Here is an 18,499-nt window from a genome sequence, read left to right on the forward strand (position 1 = left end):
TCAGCCGCCGAGCAGTGCGGTGAGCGCGCCCACCGGGTCGTTGTCCGGGACGGCTCGGGGCCACCAGTCGTCCTCGCCCGGGTCCGATTCGTAGCCGTACCAACGGCCGTCGCGACCGAAGCGGAGCTGGAGGGTGCCCTGCGGGTGCGTGAGGTGGTTGCGCCAGGGCTGGAAGCGCGGGAAGTCGGCCGCCGCGAGGGCGGGGCGTGCCCGGTCGAAGGGGCCGGCCGGCGGGTCCCAGGGGGTCTCCAGGACCGCAAGGCCCTCGGCGCCGCCCTGCCGCCAGGCGGCCACGGCGCGTGCCAGGTCGGTGGTGGTGCGGCTGGTCGCGTAGGCCAGCTCGCGGTAGAGGGCGCGGGTGGTGGCGGTGAGTCCGGCGGTGGGGCGGGCCGCGGCGAGCCGGACGGCGTCCTGCCAGGTGGTGAGTCCCGCGAGGGGGTCGGCGCCGGTGGTGAGCAGCGTGTGGGCACGGGCCGCCGCGTCCGTGGCGAGGTGGTCCAGCGAGAGCGGGTCGCGCGCGCCGGGCAGGTCGGGGTACGAGGGGGGCTGACCGGGATACGGCGGGACCGGGAGGGGCGCCGGCAGCGGGGGCAGGAAGCGGTCGGCCACGGCCTCACGGGCCAGGACCGAGGGGGTCCGGGGCGCGGTGGGCCGTTCGCGGGCGGAGTGCTCCGCGTTACGGCGGCCCAGCTCGTCGAGGAGTTCCCGCTCGCCCCTGCCACGCATCAGCAGGAGGACGAACGGGTCGGTGTCGAGGAGCCGTGCCGTCTGGAAACAGAGGGCTGCCACGTGCTTGCAGGGCCAGCCGTGGTCGGGGCAGGAGCAGTCCGGGTCGAGATCGCCCGCGGTCGGCAGCAGCCGGATACCGGTCTCTCCCGCCGTCTCGACCAGGGAGTGCGGCATCTCCTTGTCGAGCAGCGCGGAGAGGTGTCCGGGCCGGGCGGCGACGGCGTCGAGGAAGGTGTCCCAGTCGGTGTCGGAGAAGGTGCGCAGGCGCAGCTCCGCACGGTACGGGCGGGGGCGGCTGCCGTGGACGTAGGCGATGACCCGGCCGGGGGTGACGGTGATCGCGGCGACATGACCGCCGTCCGCGTACGCACGGCCGCGGGCGAGCCGTCCCTCGTCCATCGACAGGGACTCCAGGGCGTCCACCCAGGCACGGCCCCACCAGCTGTCCGCGAACGGTCCCTCGTCGTCGCGGGTGCGGGCCGGAACCGCTTCGAAGGTGCGCCGCAGATCGTCGGGGCCCGGACGGGAACGGGGCGCCGTCCCGGAGCGGGGTGCGGAGCGGTCGCCGGGCGAGAGGCCGGGGCGGGCGGCCGGGCGGGGGCTCATGCGGGCTTCCGGAGGGAGACGAGGTCGGCCAGGTCACGGTCGCTGAGCTCCGTCAGGGCCGTCTCCCCGGTGCCGAGGACCGCGTCCGCCAGGGCCCTCTTGGACTCCAGCAGTTCACCGATCCGGTCCTCGACCGTGCCCTCCGCGATCAGCCGGTGCACCTGCACCGGCTGGGTCTGGCCGATGCGGTACGCCCGGTCGGTGGCCTGTTCCTCGACGGCCGGGTTCCACCAGCGGTCGTAGTGGATGACATGGGCGGCGCGGGTGAGATTCAGTCCGGTGCCGGCGGCTTTGAGGGAGAGCAGGAAGACGGGCACCTCGGCGGACTGGAAGCGGTCCACCATCCGCTCCCGCTCGGCCACCGGCGTACCCCCGTGCAGCAGTTGGGAGGGGATGGCCCGGGAGGCGAGGTGTGCGGAGAGGAGCCGGGCCATCGTCACGTACTGGGTGAAGATCAGGACGGAGCCGTCCTCGGACAGGATCGTGTCGAGGAGTTCGTCGAGCAGGGCGAGCTTGCCCGAGCGGCCGGTGAGCCTGGTGGGCTCCTCCTTGAGGTACTGCGCGGGGTGATTGCAGATCTGCTTGAGCGAGGACAGCAGTTTCATGATCAGTCCGCGGCGGGCGATGCCTTCCGCCGCCTCGATCGAGGCCATGGTCTCGCGTACCGCGGCCTCGTAGAGCGTGACCTGTTCCCGGGTGAGGAAGACGGGGTGGTCGGTCTCCGTCTTGGGCGGCAGTTCGGGCGCGATGCCCGGGTCGGACTTCTTGCGGCGCAGGAGGAAGGGGCGGACCAGCCGGGAGAGCCGCTCGACCGCTTCCTCGTTACCCAGTCCCGCCGCCGTGCCGGTGTTCTCGACGATCCGGGCGTGCCGGGCGCGGAACGCCTTGAGCGGGCCGAGCAGTCCGGGGGTCGTCCAGTCGAGCAGTGCCCACAGTTCCGAGAGGTTGTTCTCCACGGGGGTGCCGGTGAGGGCGACGCGGGCGGGGGCGGGGATGGTGCGCAGTGCCTTGGCGGTGGTGGAGTGCGGGTTCTTCACGTGCTGGGCCTCGTCGGCGACGACCAGCCCCCAGGTGTGCGCGGCGAGCTGGGTCGCGCTGGAGCGCATCGTGCCGTACGTCGTGAGGACGAAGCCGCCGTCGGGGTCCGCGAGGGTCCTGTCGGTGCCGTGGAAACGGCGGACGGGGACACCGGGCGCGAAGCGGTTGATCTCGCGGTGCCAGTTGCCCAGGAGTGAGGCCGGGCAGATGACCAGCGTGGGCGCGGGGTGGGCGCGGTGCAGGTGGAGCGCGATGACGGTGATCGTCTTGCCCAGGCCCATGTCGTCGGCGAGGCAGCCGCCCAGACCGAGTGAGGTCATCCGGTCCAGCCAGGCCAGGCCGCGCAGTTGGTAATCGCGCAGGGTCGCGTCGAGACCGGGCGGCGGCGGCACGGTGGCGTCGTCGGAGACGATACGCGCGCGGAGCGCGGCGAGGGCGCCGACCGGCACCGCCTCGACCTGCTCGCCGTCGACCTCGGCACTGCCGGTGAGTGCGACGGCCAGGGCGTCCACCGGGTCCAGCAGGCCCAACTCGCGTTTGCGTGCCTTGCGTACGAGCGCGGGGTCGACCACGACCCACTGGTCGCGCAGCCGCACCACGGGCCGGTGGGCCTCGGCCAGCGTGTCCATCTCGGCCTCGGTGAGCGCTTCGTCGCCCAGTGACAGCTGCCAGTTGAAGGAGAACAACTGCTCGGCGTCGAAGAACGAGGTGCCGTCGGTGGCCGAGCCCGGAGCGGTCCGGACGACGGCGGCAGCGGTGAGCGAGCGGGCCAGTTCCCGTGGCCAGTGGACGGCGACGCCCGCACCCGCCAGCCGTGCCCCCGCGTCGCTCAGCAGCTCGTAGAGCTCGTCCTCGGTGAGGGCGAGCACATCGGGGACCGGCTGGTCGAGAAACCGTTCCAGCGGCGACCAGACGCGGGCGGCGCGGCGCAGTGCCAGCACCGCGTCGATCCTGGCCCGGGGGCCGAACGCGTCTCCTCCCCCGCCGTGCCACAGGGCCGCCGCGTCGATGACGTACGTCGGGTCGGCCAGGCTGTGGACCTGGGTGATGGCCGCGGCGGCATGGCGGGCGGCGGGCGCGCTATCGCTCTCCCCGTCGCTGTCGGTGCCGTAGGTCTCGGCGGTGTCGAACAGCTCGTACGCCGACAGGTCCAGGCGGAGCGAGACCCTGACCCCCGCGTCCAGCCCCGCCGCCACCTCGACGGCCCAGGCGCGCGCGCCGGGCAGGTGCTGTGCCTCGCGGGCGGCGAAGGGCGCCCCCATCGCGTACGCGGCGGCCGGCGTACGCGGCAGGGTGTCGGCGACCGCGTCGAGGAAGGAGCCCAGCAGGGACGCCGGCTCGGCCACCTGGAGCGGCGTACGGTCCGGCAGCGGGACCGCGTGGCCTTCGGGCGGCATGGCTGCGGCGACGGCTCTGAGGTGCGCCACGTCCTCGGCGTCCCTCGGTCCGGCACGCCATGCGTCGTGGTCGTCGGCTGTCAGTCCGGGCAGAAGCCTGCCGCGCGCCACCAGGTTGAGGGCGTGCAGCGCGGCCGCTCCCCAGCACCGGGTGGCGGGGTGGGCGGAGGCGAGGTGCCGGGCCCGGACGAGCAGCGGGACGGCGTCGGCCAGGGGCAGCAGCACCGCCTGCACCGTGTGCCTGCGGACGCCGTCCGCCCCCTGTCGCCGTACGACGGTGAGCTCGGCGGTCGTACCGGGCAGGCCGTCGACGGCCGCGGAATCGCTCGGTCCTTCCGGGTCCCAGAAGGCGATCCGGCCGTCTCTCGGCAGGGCAGCGGGCAGGAACACGGCTGCGCGGCGGAGCAGACGGTCGGCGGCAAGGCTCTGCTCGTCCTGCCCGCCCCGCACGCTCCACCGGTTCTGTTGATCCCGTTGGCTCCGCACCCTGATGCCGCCCCCCTTCTGCCTCGATTCGCGGCCGACTGCTTATGACTGGCGAGTCTAGGCGGGTGGTCTGACAACGAGCCCCGCCCCACGGTCATCGCAGGTCAGGGCGGAGCGAAAGGGGTCAGTGCGGGGTGAGCTGCTCGGCGTCGGACGGCGTCGGCACCGGTGCGGCGGCGTCCGGCGGCTGCTGGGGCCACACGGGCGGCGTCGGCTTCTCGGCCAGCCGCTCGGGGGCGGGTTCCTGCTGCGGCGGCGTGGCCCGCTCCAGGAAGCGGAGGAGCTCGACGGGGAACGGCAGAACGAGGGTGGAGTTCTTCTCCGCCGCGACCGCGACCACGGTCTGCAGCAGACGCAATTGCAGCGCCGCCGGCTGTCCCGACATCTCCTTGGCCGCCTCTGCGAGCTTCTTGGACGCCTGGAGCTCCGCGTCGGCGTTGATGACCCGCGCGCGCCGCTCCCGGTCGGCCTCGGCCTGCCGTGCCATGGAGCGCTTCATCGTCTCCGGCAGGGACACGTCCTTGATCTCGACCCGGTCGATCTGCACGCCCCAGCCCACCGCAGGGCTGTCGATCATCAGCTCCAGGCCCTGGTTGAGCTTCTCCCGGTTGGACAGCAGATCGTCCAGGTCGCTCTTGCCGATGATCGACCGCAACGACGTCTGTGCCATCTGTGAGACCGCGAACCGGTAGTCCTCAACCTGCACGACGGCGCTCGCCGCGTCGACCACCTTGAAGTAGATGACCGCGTCGACCCTGACCGTGACGTTGTCCCTGGTGATGCCGTCCTGTGCGGGCACGGGCATCGTCACGATCTGCATGTTGACCTTGCGCAGCCGGTCCACGACCGGAACGATCATCGTGAAGCCCGGCTCCCGAACATCGCGGCGGAGCCGGCCGAGCCGCAGCACGACCCCCCGCTCGTACTGCTTGACGACCCGGGCCGCTGCCGTCGCGTACACCACGCCCACCGACACCGCCCCCACTGCTGCGATCAATAGCTCCTGGACCATCTCGGCCCCCTGACAGCCGACCTGGAAATTGCCCCTATTACCACGGTATGCCCCATTCGGGCACCGCTCGAACCTCCGTCCGCACAGCTGTCGCCCGGCCGGCCGCACACCGGATGCCGGAGCGGCGGGCAGCGGGCAAGGTGGCCAGCGCCAGCATGTCTCCGTGACGTAAAGATGCGCCGGACGAGCAGACGAGGACCCGCCCATGTCCGTGACCGTGCCCGATCGCCACCGTCGACGCCGTCTCCGCATCGCAGCCGGAGCAGCGCTCCTCACCCTGACCGTCTCGGGTTGTTCCGGTCTGGGACGCACCGCCGTCGGACCGGTCACGTACACCACCGAGCGGCACGCCGTGATCTCCGTGCACAGCCCGAGCGTGAGGGGCTGTCACCGGCTGCCGCTGGGGGCCCACGAGGTCCACAACGGCACCCTGGTCGACGTCGTGCTCTACCGGACCCGCAACTGCAGCGGTGGCGACACGACGTACCTCGCGACCACCCTCACCGATTTCACCGAGCCCCGTACGGGACCTTGGCGCAGCTACACCGTCATCCACTGAGCGAGCGCGCTACCTCAGCAGGAACTCCTGGGCCGCCTTCGCTCCCCCGTCGGATCTGCTCTGGGTGGAGTGCCCCGCCCCGCCGATGACCGTCAGCCGTGCGCGGGGCTGTTCGGCGGCCACCTGCCGGGCCCAGGCGGGCGGTGTCGACAGGTCGCGGTCGCCTGACAGGAGCAGGACCGGCATGGACAGCTTCCGGTCCGGTACGGAGGCGCCGGGGCGGGATGCGGGCCAGGGCAGGCAGGTCTGCGGCATTCCCTGTTCGCCCGCGGTCCTGGGCTCGAAGGGCCAGACGGTGCCCGGCTCGATCCGCCGCACCGCGCGGTCCAGCGCGGTTTCCCGGCCGGCGAGCGGGGCGGACGCCCCCGCGGTGGGGGCGACGGTGTCGCTGCTGCCGGCCTCGCTCTGGAGCGCGGGGCAGTCGATGGCCGCAGCGCCGGTGCCGCGCTGGTCGATCATCACCAGGCGGTACTCGGCGAGTGCCTTCGGGAGCCGCTTGCGGATGGTGGGGGCGATGGACACCCCTGGCCGGCCGGGGCCGCCGGTGAGGAAGAGCAGGGTGCCGCGCGGTGCGTCGGGGCGGCCCGCGGTGAGCACCTGGAGCTTCAGGGTGCCGCCGACCTTGCCCGTACGGTCCAGTGGCACCGTCAGATCGGCGCAGGTCGCGCCCTCCTGGCCGGGACACGGCCGGGGGTCACTGAGAGCGGGCGCGAACCGGAGGGAGCGGAGGGCGCGGCGGAACCCTCCGGAGCCGCGCCCGCGCAGGAGACCACGGTGAGGGCTGTCGCCAGTGCTGTGCAGGCGCGGGAAAGGCGGTGGGCCATGGATGGTTCCCCCGGGAGTCGGTCGCGCGCGAGGAGCGGAAGGGCATCCGCTCCACCGTACTTAGACCGACCGGCACATGGGGAGCGGCGTCGCGGGGCTGGGCACGCACATCTGCCGCGTTGTCGTCAATCACCAACTTCCCCAAGCTCTCGGCTCCGCTCGAGCAAGGGAGACCCCATCGCGTTGCCTCAATCCTCCGCCTTGCAGCTGCACCCAGCCCCGCTCCTTCTTCCACCCCCCCATGTGCCGGTCGGTCTTATGCGCGCCGGCCCAGAAGCGCAAGCAGCCGTGCCGTCCGGTCGTGCCGGTCGCGGGCGATCAGCACGAACACGACGACGAGCAGGGCGGGCATGACCGCGAGCGGCGGGTCGAGGAGCGTCAGCTGCACGATCGAGGCGCCCGCCGACAGCGCGGCCAGCGCGATCGCCGCCACTCCGGACAGCAGCGGGATCAGCAGGGCGACGGCACCCGCCATCTCCAGGCCGCCGATCACATACATCGCGCCGCCGCCCCAGCCCATCCGGTCGAAGGACTCCACCGCCGACTCGTGCGCGACGAGCTTGGCGAACGCGCTGAACGCGAAGAAGAACGCCAGGAGGTAGCGGGCTCCGGTCAGTACGACGGCGCCCCGGCCGCGCTTCGGCTCAGCGGCGGACGGGCTCGTGGCGGACGTGGCTGCGGCGGACGTGGCTGCGGCGGCGCGGGTGGTTGCAGACATGACAGAGGTCTCCTCAGGGGTGCATGGTGCGCGGAAGCCGGATGCCGGGTGCGAGACCGGTGCCGGGGCTTTGACTGCTTCGCTTCCGTAGCGCTTACAAAGAGGTAGACCGGGCCGGGGTCCGGAACTCATCGCCTTCCGGACCACCGATCCCCCTTGATTTCGGGGCTACTTGGGACGTGCGCGCACCCACACGCCGTCCTCGGTGAGATAGCGGTCCACCGTCAGACCGGCCGCGTCGAGATGGCCCTCGAACTCCTCCACGGAGAGCTCGCGCGACTGGAACGTCCGAGTCCACCGCGCGTCGTCGAAGTGGTACTCGGCGCGCACCGCGCGCACCCAGCCCCCGACCGGTTCGGCCGAGACGATCCGAATAGTGCAGCCCGCTTCCGCGTCCACGCGCTCGCGCGGAAGATTCGTGCCGTAATCGGCGCCTTCCCGCTGGATGAGGACGACCCCGCCGTCCTTGACGTGTCTACGGCAGGTCCGCAGCAGCCCCTCGCGGACCCGGTGATCGCTCGTATGCACCAGGAACGACGCGAGCATCACCAGTCGAAGGTCTCCCCCTCAAGATCCAGCGACTCGATGGGGCTCTGTACGGTGCGGGCCCCCCGCACACGCTCCAGCATCTGTGGCAATTTCGTCGACGGCGGTCACCCGGAACCCGCGTGCGACCAGTGGGTGCGTCACCCGGCCCGCCCCGCAGCCCAGTTCCAGGATGCTCGCGTCCGGAGTAATGGTGCCCGGCCCGATCCCTGAGTGCCCCTCACGTATCAGTTGTCCGCTCATGTCCAGCCGAACGTACGGGCGGTGGCGGCCATTCCCCGCCGATTGGTCCAGCGGTACGCGGCGGGCCCGGCCGGTCACACTCCGTCGCCGCGCTTTTCTGCACCGGCCGGGAGGTCCATGCTGGGAGGTGAGGCGATCAGTATGCGTACCGGCAGCGAACCCGCGACTGCGCGCAGCCCCCTGCGGATGCGGCTGGCTCTGGCCCTGTTCGGCCTGAGCTGGGCGGTCTTCGGCCTGGTGGCCTTCATCCTGACCGACCGACCCGTCTGGGCCGCGGCCTGCGGTGTCCTGCTGGTGCTGACGCTCACGGACATCGGCGTCGTCGTCCACCACATCCGGCAGGGGCCGCACTACCAGCCCGGACGCGACATCCCACCGTACGAACCCGATCACGGCGGGCGCGGCAGGCTCGGCCGCTGACCCCACGCACCGGAGCCGCTGACCCCACGTACCGGATCAGGACGTACCGGATCAGGCCCGTTCGTCGAAGCGTGCGGCCTTCAGATACTCCGGCTTCGGGTCGAGCGCGGCGGCGAGCCGGAAGTGCCGGGTGGCCTGACCGGGGCGGCCGGCCCGCTGGAAGGTGCGGGCCAGGGCGAAGTGCGCGAAGGCGTTGTCCGGTTCACGTTCCAGGACGAGCTCGAATTCCAGCTCGGCCGGGCGCAGTTGGGCCGCGGCGAAGAAGGCCCTGGCCCGCAGCAGGCGGGCCGCCGTGTTCTCCGGATGGGCGGCTATCACCGAGTCGAGCAGCTTGACGGCACCCCGTGGATCGCGTGCAGCCAGTAGGTGCTCGGCCGCACGGAAGTCGATGACATGGGTTTCCGGGTTCGTCTCGGGCACGCTCGCATCCTTCCCCTCGCTCGCCCGTTTCCAACGTCCGCCCGGGTCACGGTATTCCGTACGATCCCGTGGGCACAGGGCGTTCCGTACGGTCCGGTGGGGACGGGGCGGCGCGGGGGCGGAGGGTCAGCCGGCCGCCGCTCGCTCCTCCAGGTCCGCCCAGACCTTGCGGACCTGCGGTTCCAGCGCCTCCAGCGGCCCGTCGTTGTCGATGATCAGGTCGGCGACGGCCCTTCGCTGCTCACGCGTCGCCTGCGCCGCCATCCGGGCGCGGGCATCTGACTCCGTCATCCCGCGCAGCCGTACAAGACGGTCGAGCTGGGTCTCGGGGGTGGCATCCACGACGACGACCAAGTCGTACAGGGGTGCGAGGCTGTTCTCGGTGAGGAGCGGGACGTCGTGGACGACGACGGAATCGGGGCCCGCGGCCCGCTCCAGCTCGGCGGAGCGTGCGCCGACCAGCGGGTGGACGATCGCGTTGAGCGCGGCGAGCCGGTCGGCGTCGGCGAAGACGATCGCGCCCAGCGCGGGACGGTCCAGGGTGCCGTCGGCGCTCAGGACTCCGGGGCCGAAAGCGTCCACGACGGCCGCGAGCCCGGGGGTTCCGGGCTCGACGACCTCGCGCGCGATCCTGTCGGCATCGATCAGTACGGCGCCGAGGCCGACGAGCAGCCGTGACACCTCGCTCTTGCCGGCGCCGATACCGCCGGTCAGGCCCACTTTCAGCATGAACGGCAGCCTAGTCCCCACCCCGCCGGGCCGTCATGGCCCGGTCAGACGTCGCCCTCGCGCTCGGCGAGGAACCGCTCGAATTCGAGGCCGATCTCGTCCGCGGACGGCAGATCGACGGGCTCCGCCACGAGATTGCCCCGGGTCTCGGCGCCCGCGACCGCGTCGTACTGGTGCTCAAGGCCCTCGACGAGCGTGACGAGCTCCTCGTCGCCCTGGCCGATCTGCCGGTCGATCTCGGTCTGTGTGCGGTGTGCCTCGGTGCGCAGCGTGTGCGCGACACTCGGCAGGACCAGACCGGTCGCGCCGGTGATCGCTTCGAGTGCGGTGAGCGCGGCGTCGGGATACGAGGAACGGGCCACGTAGTGCGGCACGTGGGCGGCGACGCCCAGTACGTCGTGTCCCGACTCCATCAGGCGGTACTCGACGAGAGCCTCCGCCGAGCCGGGCACCTGCGCCTCGTCGAACGGGCTGCGGTGGCCGGGCATCAGGTCGGTGCGGTTGCCGTGCGGGGTGATACCGACCGGGCGGGTGTGCGGGACGCCCATCGGGATGCCGTGGAAGTTGACCGCGAGGCGCACACCAAGCCGCTCCACGATCTGCTCCACGGCGACAGCGAACCGCTCCCACTCCACATCCGGCTCGGGTCCGGACAGCAGGAGGAAGGGCGCTCCGGTGGCGTCCTGGACGACGCGGACGTCCAGCGTCGGGGCTTCGAACGACGCCCAGCGGTCGCGCCGGAACGTCAGCAGGGGGCGCCGCGCACGGTAGTCGACGAGCCGGTCGTGGTCGAAGCGCGCCACGATCTGGTGAGGCAGCGTTTCGAGCAGGCCGTCGACAATCTGCTCGCCGGTCTCGCCCGCGTCGATGTATCCGTCGAAGTGGTAGAGCATGACCAGACCGGCCGACTCCTGGGCGAGCGCCATGTCGACGACGGCCAGGCCCTCCGGCTCCCATTCATACAAATTCTGCGGATCAGGCACGGTTACCGCTCCTCCTCGTATTCCCCCAGAAGAACGCCTCCGGGGGCACGGGCATTCCCGGCTCTGTACCCCATTCACTGCCGGTCAGGCCGGAACACGGGTGCGCAGCGCGGGCAATCGGCGTCCACGCCCAGGAGAAGTTACGGCCCGTCAACTTCTCGTGTGTCCCGCACATTTCCCTCTGTTCACCACCCTGAAGGAAACATTGGTCCAGACCTTGACATGACCACCACCACTCCCTACCGTCACTGGGCAGCACGTTCAGACACTCGCCCCCTGTTCATGTACGAGAACGTCTCGAACCCTTCGACGGGAAGGCACCCCCACATGCGAACCCGCACCTCTCTCACCGCTCTGCTGGCCACCGCTCTCGCCACCGGCGGCCTCGCTCTCGCCACCGGCGGCCTCGCTCTGGCCACCGCAGGCCCCGCGCAGGCCGCCGTCATCGACGTGACCACGACGGCCCAGCTCAAGTCCGCACTCGTCGCCGCGGCTCCCGGAGACACGATCCGGCTCGCCGACGGTACGTACACCGGCAATTTCAAGGCGACCACCCCGGGCACGTCCGCCGCCCGGATCACCCTCACCGGCTCCAGCAGGGCGGTGCTCACGGCGGGCGGCGGCTACGGGCTGCACCTCAACGGCGCCTCGTACTGGACCGTCCAGGGCATCACCGTCACCGGTGGGCAGAAGGGCATCATGACCGACGCCGCGAACAGCGTCGTCATCGACTCGGTGACCGTGCACGACCTGGACATGGAGGGCGTCCACTTCCGCACGTCCAGCCGGAACGGGATTCTCAGGAACTCCCGCATCTACGACACCGGGCACGACGGCCGCGGCATGGGCGAGGGCGTCTACGTCGGCTCGGCCGGCGGTCTCACCGACCGGAGCGACCAGGCCCAGATCCTGAACAACGTGATCGGCCCCGGGGTCGGCGGCGAGAACATCGACATCAAGGAAGGCACCACCGGAGCCAGGATCATCGGCAACACCTTCGACGGCAGCGGTCTGACCGGCGCCAACTACGACGACTCCTGGATCGACGTGAAGGGCAACGACGTCCTGGTCGAGGGCAACAAGGGCTCCCGTACGACCAACAATGGCTACGAGACACACACCCAGCAGAGCGGCTGGGGCTGCGGCACCGTCTTCCGCGACAACGTCTCGGACCTCACCGGCGCCGGCGGCGACAAGCAGCTCGCCATCAACGTCACCAACAACTCGTCGAACTGCCGGACCACCGTGCACAGCAGCAACACCGTGACCGGCGGCAAGGGGCTGACGAACATCACCGTCACGCCGTAACCCTCGGAGTCCCCCCGAACTCCCCGGAGACATGAGTGAGGCCCGCCCCCGAAGGGAGCGGGCCTCACTCAGTGCTCTACAGCTACTGCCGATGAGCGACCGGGGTCAGAGCGTCAGCTCTGGCCGCCCGCCAGCTTCTCGCGCAGCGCGGCCAGTGCCTCGTCCGACGCCAGGGCGCCGGAGTTGTCATCGGACTCCGAGGAGTACGAGCCGCCGCCACCGGTGCCGCCCGAGGCAGCCGGAGCGCTGCCGGCCGGGGCAGCAGCGCCCTCGGCAGCAGCGGCCTCGTCGGCCTCGCGGGACTTGATGACCTGGGCCTGGTGCTGCTCGAAGCGCTGCTGCGCCTCGGCGTACTGGGTCTCCCAGACCTCGCGCTGAGCCTCGAAGCCCTCGAGCCAGTCGTTGGTCTCGGGGTCGAAGCCCTCGGGGTAGATGTAGTTGCCCTGGTCGTCGTACGACGCGGCCATGCCGTACAGCGTCGGGTCGAACTCGACCGAGGCCGGGTCGCCGCCGAAGGACTCGTTGGCCTGCTTCAGCGAGAGGCTGATGCGACGACGCTCGAGGTCGATGTCGATGACCTTGACGAAGATCTCGTCGTTGACCTGGACGACCTGCTCCGGGATCTCCACGTGGCGCTCGGCCAGCTCGGAGATGTGGACCAGGCCCTCGATGCCCTCGTCGACGCGCACGAACGCACCGAACGGAACGAGCTTCGTGACCTTACCCGGGACGACCTGACCGATCTGGTGCGTCCGGGCGAACTGCTGCCACGGGTCTTCCTGCGTCGCCTTGAGCGACAGGGACACGCGCTCGCGGTCCATGTCCACGTCGAGGACCTCGACGGTGACTTCCTGGCCGACCTCGACAACCTCGGACGGGTGGTCGATGTGCTTCCAGGACAGCTCGGAGACGTGCACGAGACCGTCGACGCCACCCAGGTCCACGAAGGCACCGAAGTTGACGATCGAGGAGACGACGCCGGAGCGGACCTGACCCTTCTGCAGGGTCGTGAGGAACGTCTGGCGAACCTCGGACTGCGTCTGCTCGAGCCAGGCGCGGCGGGACAGGACCACGTTGTTGCGGTTCTTGTCCAGCTCGATGATCTTGGCCTCGAGCTCCTTGCCCACGTAGGGCTGGAGGTCGCGGACACGACGCATCTCGACGAGGGAAGCCGGCAGGAAGCCACGGAGGCCGATGTCGAGGATGAGACCACCCTTGACGACCTCGATGACGGTACCGGTGACGATGCCGTCTTCTTCCTTGATCTTCTCGATGGTGCCCCAGGCACGCTCGTACTGAGCGCGCTTCTTCGAGAGGATCAGGCGGCCTTCCTTGTCCTCCTTCTGGAGAACCAGGGCCTCGATCTCGTCGCCGACCTTGACGACCTCGTTCGGGTCGACGTCGTGCTTGATCGAGAGCTCGCGGCTCGGGATGACGCCTTCGGTCTTGTAACCGATGTCGAGGAGAACCTCGTCCCGGTCAACCTTGACGATGACGCCTTCGACGATGTCGCCGTCGTTGAAGTACTTGATCGTCTCGTCGATCGCCGCGAGGAACGCGTCCGCGTCGCCGATGTCGTTGACCGCAACCTGCGGAGTGGTGGCGGTGGTCTCGGTGCTGCTCGTCATGTGGGAAAGGGCTCCGGTACGGACAGTGAGTCGTAGGTACTGCTACGCCGAAAGCCCGTATCGCCTCTGCAGAAGCCGGACAGCCTGGAAAGCGACCAACCCGTCGTACGGGCGCCGCCTCGACAACCGAGGGGACATTCAACAGACGCGAGCGCGGCCTGCTAGGTCTGAGGCGCGCAGGCTCGCAGCGCAACTTGTAGCATACGGGGGCAGCCGGACAGGGTCAATGCGCGAAGGCGCACACCCGGGGCACAACGACCCATTCCCGGCACAACTCATGTTCCCCGAGGCCACATCGGCCACGGCAATGTGTCTTGGGCACGCGTCCGTACCACCGGGTACCCACCGGTGGATACCGCGTGCGACGGGTGAAGGCAAACTACAACGACGGGCACGATGAGCCAAGAGATCCATGAGGCCGAACCGGAAGCAACGCGCCGGATCGCCGGAGAATCGGAAAGCAGCCGGGCAAGTCGCGGCTGGTGGGACCGGAACGCCGACGAGTACCAGAGCGACCACGGGGCCTTCCTCGGGGACGACCGCTTCGTCTGGGGACCTGAAGGACTCGACGAGGCCGACGCGGCGCTGCTGGGCCCCGCCGCCTCACTGAACGGCCTGGACGTCCTGGAGATCGGCGCCGGCGCCGCCCAGTGCTCCCGCTGGCTGGCCGCCCAGGGCGCGCGCCCGGTGGCCCTGGACCTCTCCCACCGCCAGCTCCAGCACGCGCTGCGCATCGGCGAGGGCATCCCGCTGGTCGAGGCGGACGCGGGGAAGCTGCCGTTCCGGGTCGGCTCCTTCGACCTGGCCTGCTCGGCCTACGGCGCGGTGCCGTTCGTCGCCGATCCCGTGCAGGTGTTCCGGGAGGTGCGCAGGGTGCTGCGGCCCGGCGGCCGGTGGGTGTTCTCGGTGACCCACCCGATCCGCTGGGCGTTCCCCGACGAGCCCGGTCCCGAGGGACTGTCGGTCGCCGCTTCGTACTTCGACCGTGTCCCCTATGTGGAACAGGACGAAGAGGGCAACGCCGTGTACGTCGAGCACCACAGGACGCTCGGTGACCGGGTCCGGGACGTGGTGGCCGGCGGCTTCCGGCTGGTCGATCTCGTCGAGCCGGAGTGGCCCGCGTGGAACAACCAGGAGTGGGGCGGCTGGTCCCCGCTGCGCGGCAACCTCATCCCCGGGACGGCGATCTTCGTCTGCGAACGGGATTAGGGCCTGTCCGGCGTTCGGGGCTGTCGGTGCGGCGTACGAGACTGGGGGCGTGATCCGTACCGACGCGCTGGACCAGTTGCCCGTACGTACCGCTGTGCCCGCCCTGGAGCGGGCGCTCGACGAGCGGGGCGTCGCCGTGCTCTGCGCGCCGCCCGGGACCGGCAAGACGACCCTCGTACCGCTCGTCCTTGCCGGGCTGACCGGCACCGGTGCGGTTCGGCGGGTCGTGGTCGCCGAGCCCCGGCGGATCGCGGCGCGGGCGGCGGCACGGCGGATGGCCTGGCTGCTCGGGGAGCAGCCGGGCGGACGCGTGGGCTTCACGGTCCGCGGGGAGCGCGTGGTGGGGCGCGACACGGTGGTGGAGGTCGTCACCACCGGGGTGCTGCTCCAGCGGCTCCAGCGCGACCAGGAGCTCGCCGGGATCGATGTGGTGATCATCGACGAGTGCCACGAGCGGCATCTGGACGCGGACACGGTCGCCGCGTTCCTGCTCGACGTACGGGCCGCCCTGCGGCCGGATCTGCGGCTGGTGGCCGCGTCGGCGACGACGGACGCGGAGGGCTGGGCGCGGCTGCTGGGCGATGCCCCGGTGGTGGAGGCGCAGGGCGTGTCGCATCCGGTGGAGGTCGTGTGGGCGCCGCCGTCCCGGCCGGTGAAACCGCCGCACGGGATGAGGGTCGATCCGGCGCTGCTGACGCATGTCGCCTCGGTGGTGCGCCGGGCGCTCGCGGAGCGCGAGGGGGACGTGCTGTGTTTTCTGCCCGGTGTGGGTGAGATCGGGCGGGTCGCCGGGCAGCTCAGCGGGGTGGCTGCCGAGGTGCTTCAGGTGCATGGGCGGGCTCCGGCGGCCGTGCAGGATGCGGTGCTGGCCGGTTCGTCCGACGGCCGGCGGGTGGTGCTGGCGACCTCGGTCGCGGAGTCGTCGCTGACGGTGCCGGGGGTGCGGGTCGTCGTCGATTCCGGACTGGCCAGGGAGCCCCGTACCGACCATGCGCGGGGCCTGAGCGCGCTGACGACCGTACGGGCCTCGCAGGCGGCGGGGCGGCAGCGGGCGGGCCGGGCCGGGCGTGAGGCGCCGGGGGCGGTGTACCGGTGCTGGGAGCAGGCGGAGGACGGGCGGCTCGCGCGCTTCCCGTCGCCGGAGATCAAGGTCGCCGACCTCGCGGCGTTCGCGTTGCAGGCGGCGTGCTGGGGCGATCCGGACGCCTCGGGGCTCGCGCTGCTCGATCCGCCGCCTGCCGGGGCGATGGGCGCGGCCCGGGAGGTACTGACGGCGGTGGGCGCCGTGGACGCGGCGGGGCGGGTGACGGACCGGGGCGTACGGATGTCCCGGCTCGGCCTGCACCCCCGGCTGGCGCGGGCCCTGCTGGACGGCGCGGCCGAGGTGGGCGGGCGGCGGGCGGCCGAGGTGGTGGCGCTGCTGAGCGAGGAGCCGCCCCGGGAGTACGGGGACGATCTGGCGGCGGCGCTGCGTACCGCGCGGCGGGGGCAGGACGGTTATGCGGCCCGCTGGCGGCAGGAGGTACGACGGCTGTCGTCCTCGCTGGGGACAACGAGGAACGGGTCATCCGGGTCGGCCGGGTCCGACGACGCGGCGGTCGGGCTGGTCGCGGCTCTGGCGTTTCCGGAGCGGGTGGCACGGGCGCGGGGCGAAGGAACGTTCCTGATGGCATCGGGGACCGGGGCGGAGCTCCGGGACGGTTCACGGCTGCGCAGCGCGCCCTGGCTGGCGGTCGCGGTAGCGGACCGGCCCGCGCATTCGGCGTCCGCGCGAGTGCGGCTGGCCGCCGTCGTCGACGAGGACACGGCGCGGCTGGCGGCGGGGCATCTGCGGTTCTCGGGCGAGGAGGTGCGCTGGGTGGACGGCGATGTCGTGGCCCGGTCCGTGGAGCGGCTCGGTGCCGTCGAACTGTCGGTGCGCGCGCTGAAGAAGCCGAAGCCGGAGCTGGTGCGCGGGGCGTTGCTGGAGGGGCTGCGGCGCGAAAGCACCGGGCTGCTGCGGTGGAGCCGGGACAGTGAGCAGCTGCGGTCGCGGCTCGCCTTTCTGCACCGGGAGCTGGGGCCACCGTGGCCCGATGTGGCGGATGAGGCCCTGCTGGCGCGTACCGAGGAGTGGCTGGAGCCCGAGCTGTCGCGGGCGCGGCGCCGTTCGGATCTCGGGCGGATCGACGCCGGGCAGGCGGTGCGGCGGCTGTTGCCGTGGGCGACGGGTGAGGCCGCCCGGCTCGACGAGCTGGCGCCTGAGCGCATCGAGGTGCCGAGCGGGTCCCGTATCCGGGTGGAGTACGGCGGGGCGCAGCCCGTACTCGCGGTGAAGCTCCAGGAGCTGTTCGGGCTGCGGGAGACGCCCCGGGTGGCGGGCGTGCCCGTGCTGTTCCATCTCCTCTCCCCCGCCGGGCGTCCGGCGGCGGTGACGGCGGATCTGGCGTCGTTCTGGCGGGAGGGCTACAAGGCGGTACGTGCCGAGCTGCGCGGCCGGTATCCGAAGCATCCGTGGCCCGAGGACCCGACGACGGTCGAGGCGACCCGCTTCACCTCGGCGCGGCTCAGGCGGGACTAGGGCCTGTCCGGCGGGTCAGGGTCGGGGGTCTCCCCTGCTCGAACGAAGCCGAGAGCTCGGGGAAGTGTCAGACACCGTGGCCCCGGCCATGATCCGCCGGACAGGCCCTAGCTTCCGGGTCGGGCGAAGGTGGGCCGGGGCGGCGGGAGCGCGCCTCCAGCCAGAGGGCGAGCGCGAGGAGTCCGGTGGCGAGAAGCAGGAAGCCCCAGGGCAGGTACGAGGTCAGCAGGAGGATCAGGACGCGCTGGGACTTGACCAGCTCGACGGTGTCCACGATGTAGTCCTCGCGCATCTTCACATGGCCGGCGAACGCGGTGACGGTGTCCTGCGGCATGCCCATCTTCTTCGCGTTGCGCAGCTCCTCCTTGTGGATCTCCTCGCCGTTGACGGGTGCGCCGGTGACCGGGTCGACCCAGAACATCCGCTTGGTGGAGTACCACCGGGTCATGCCCGTCTTGGCCACCTGCGCCGCGGTGACGCCCTTGATGGGCATCTTCTTCGGCATCGGGACCCGGGTCCACGGGATGGTCTGCTCGAAGTAGTAGACGTCCATGCCACGGAAGGTGCGGGTGCCCTTGTAGTGGATGGGCGAGGTCGTGCGGCTCTGGGCGTCGAAGTACTCGTAATCGCGCTTCTCGGTGAGGAACGGCCACTTGTACTCGATGCCTTCGCGGCGGACCGGATCGCCGTCGACCATTTCGCCGGTGGCGTGGACGGGGTCCTGGCTGTGGGCGTCGAAGATGTAGCGCTCGGGAATCTGGGACACCATTTTGCCGTCGGGGCCCTCGATATAGGAGAGCGAGTCCCAGACCACGACATCGCGTCCGGCGCTGCGCTCGATCTTCTCGGACTCCTCCACGTTGCCCTTGAGGGTCTGAACGATGGTGACCTTCTCGACCTTCTCGGACCTGAGGGTGCTGTAGTCGAGGAGCGTGGCGGGCTTCGCCTCCAGGACCATCTCCTGGTACTGGCTCGGCGGGATCTTCGCCAGCCGGGGGAAGGCGTACCAGCGCAGCAGCGGTGACATGGCGGCGAAGAAGACGGCGAAGGCCAGGAGTACGAGGCCGGCTCGGCGGCGCATGG

General features: G+C 71.2%; 15 protein-coding genes and 1 pseudogene. 5 read left to right on the top strand and 11 right to left on the bottom strand.

Annotated elements, in window-relative coordinates; all coding sequences use genetic code 11:
* From ACFT7S_RS15285 to ACFT7S_RS15295, 3 genes are all read right to left on the bottom strand, one after another.
* A complete protein-coding gene (locus ACFT7S_RS15285) occupies positions 1-1,335 on the bottom strand; it encodes an SWIM zinc finger family protein (protein WP_382731608.1) in 1,335 nt (444 codons plus the stop codon).
* Entirely contained in the window at positions 1,332-4,220 is a 2,889-nt protein-coding gene (locus ACFT7S_RS15290) for an SNF2-related protein (RefSeq protein WP_382731611.1), read from the bottom strand. Before ACFT7S_RS15290 ends, ACFT7S_RS15285 begins: the two co-directional genes overlap by 4 nt.
* Positions 4,221-4,380: 160 nt before the next feature.
* Positions 4,381-5,268: a slipin family protein gene (locus ACFT7S_RS15295; RefSeq protein WP_382731614.1), complete on the bottom strand. Its 888-nt coding sequence runs from the start codon at positions 5,266-5,268 to the stop codon at positions 4,381-4,383.
* Between the two features lie 205 nt (positions 5,269-5,473).
* Here ACFT7S_RS15295 and ACFT7S_RS15300 point away from each other — a divergent pair, with 205 nt between their 5' ends.
* Entirely contained in the window at positions 5,474-5,827 is a 354-nt protein-coding gene (locus tag ACFT7S_RS15300) for a hypothetical protein (protein WP_382731617.1), read from the top strand.
* Between the two features lie 9 nt (positions 5,828-5,836).
* Here the strand turns inward: ACFT7S_RS15300 and ACFT7S_RS15305 are convergent, their stop codons facing one another.
* From ACFT7S_RS15305 to ACFT7S_RS15315, 3 genes and pseudogenes are all read right to left on the bottom strand, one after another.
* The gene (locus ACFT7S_RS15305; protein ID WP_382731620.1) at positions 5,837-6,472 is read right to left on the bottom strand and encodes an alpha/beta fold hydrolase; all 636 of its coding nucleotides are present in this window, start codon (positions 6,470-6,472) and stop codon (positions 5,837-5,839) included.
* Positions 6,473-6,908: 436 nt separating this feature from the next.
* Complete coding sequence (locus ACFT7S_RS15310) at positions 6,909-7,370, bottom strand: DoxX family protein (protein ID WP_382731622.1); 462 nt, start codon at positions 7,368-7,370, stop codon at positions 6,909-6,911.
* 168 nt (positions 7,371-7,538) lie between these two features.
* Positions 7,539-8,159: pseudogene (locus ACFT7S_RS15315) on the bottom strand (class I SAM-dependent methyltransferase).
* Positions 8,160-8,300: 141 nt separating this feature from the next.
* Between ACFT7S_RS15315 and ACFT7S_RS15320 the strand changes: the two are divergent.
* Positions 8,301-8,579 (top strand): DUF6343 family protein, encoded by a 279-nt coding sequence (locus tag ACFT7S_RS15320; protein ID WP_382731623.1) that lies wholly within the window; start codon positions 8,301-8,303, stop codon positions 8,577-8,579.
* A 51-nt stretch (positions 8,580-8,630) separates the two neighbouring features.
* On the opposite strand, the gene ACFT7S_RS15325 is transcribed toward ACFT7S_RS15320, so the two are convergent.
* The 3 genes from ACFT7S_RS15325 to ACFT7S_RS15335 all read right to left on the bottom strand — a co-directional run bounded on the left by ACFT7S_RS15325 (position 8,631) and on the right by ACFT7S_RS15335 (position 10,711).
* The gene (locus ACFT7S_RS15325) at positions 8,631-8,999 is read right to left on the bottom strand and encodes a tetratricopeptide repeat protein (RefSeq protein WP_382731626.1); all 369 of its coding nucleotides are present in this window, start codon (positions 8,997-8,999) and stop codon (positions 8,631-8,633) included.
* A 126-nt stretch (positions 9,000-9,125) separates the two neighbouring features.
* Positions 9,126-9,728, bottom strand: a complete 603-nt coding sequence (gene coaE / locus ACFT7S_RS15330) for a dephospho-CoA kinase (RefSeq protein ID WP_382731628.1) — start codon at positions 9,726-9,728, stop codon at positions 9,126-9,128.
* Between the two features lie 44 nt (positions 9,729-9,772).
* Positions 9,773-10,711 carry a PAC2 family protein gene (locus ACFT7S_RS15335; RefSeq protein ID WP_382731630.1) on the bottom strand — a complete coding sequence of 313 codons (939 nt, stop codon included), beginning with the start codon at positions 10,709-10,711 and terminating at the stop codon, positions 9,773-9,775.
* A 327-nt stretch (positions 10,712-11,038) separates the two neighbouring features.
* Between ACFT7S_RS15335 and ACFT7S_RS15340 the strand changes: the two genes are divergently transcribed.
* The gene (locus ACFT7S_RS15340; protein WP_382731633.1) at positions 11,039-12,019 is read left to right on the top strand and encodes a right-handed parallel beta-helix repeat-containing protein; all 981 of its coding nucleotides are present in this window, start codon (positions 11,039-11,041) and stop codon (positions 12,017-12,019) included.
* A 113-nt stretch (positions 12,020-12,132) separates the two neighbouring features.
* Here the strand turns inward: ACFT7S_RS15340 and rpsA are convergent, their stop codons facing one another.
* Positions 12,133-13,647 (bottom strand): 30S ribosomal protein S1, encoded by a 1,515-nt coding sequence (gene rpsA / locus ACFT7S_RS15345; RefSeq protein WP_382731636.1) that lies wholly within the window; start codon positions 13,645-13,647, stop codon positions 12,133-12,135.
* A gap of 396 nt (positions 13,648-14,043) precedes the next feature.
* Between rpsA and ACFT7S_RS15350 the strand changes: the two genes are divergently transcribed.
* Positions 14,044-14,856 carry a class I SAM-dependent methyltransferase gene (locus tag ACFT7S_RS15350; protein ID WP_382731638.1) on the top strand — a complete coding sequence of 271 codons (813 nt, stop codon included), beginning with the start codon at positions 14,044-14,046 and terminating at the stop codon, positions 14,854-14,856.
* A 49-nt stretch (positions 14,857-14,905) separates the two neighbouring features.
* Positions 14,906-17,416, top strand: a complete 2,511-nt coding sequence (gene hrpB, locus ACFT7S_RS15355) for an ATP-dependent helicase HrpB (protein WP_382731641.1) — start codon at positions 14,906-14,908, stop codon at positions 17,414-17,416.
* A 67-nt stretch (positions 17,417-17,483) separates the two neighbouring features.
* Here hrpB and ACFT7S_RS15360 read toward each other — a convergent pair whose 3' ends face one another.
* Entirely contained in the window at positions 17,484-18,497 is a 1,014-nt protein-coding gene (locus ACFT7S_RS15360) for a DUF3068 domain-containing protein (RefSeq protein ID WP_382731644.1), read from the bottom strand.
* Between the last annotated feature and the right edge of the window lie 2 nt (positions 18,498-18,499).

It is taken from the genome of Streptomyces sp. NPDC057136 (genome assembly GCF_042670885.1).
Classification (GTDB): Bacteria; Actinomycetota; Actinomycetes; order Streptomycetales; family Streptomycetaceae; genus Streptomyces.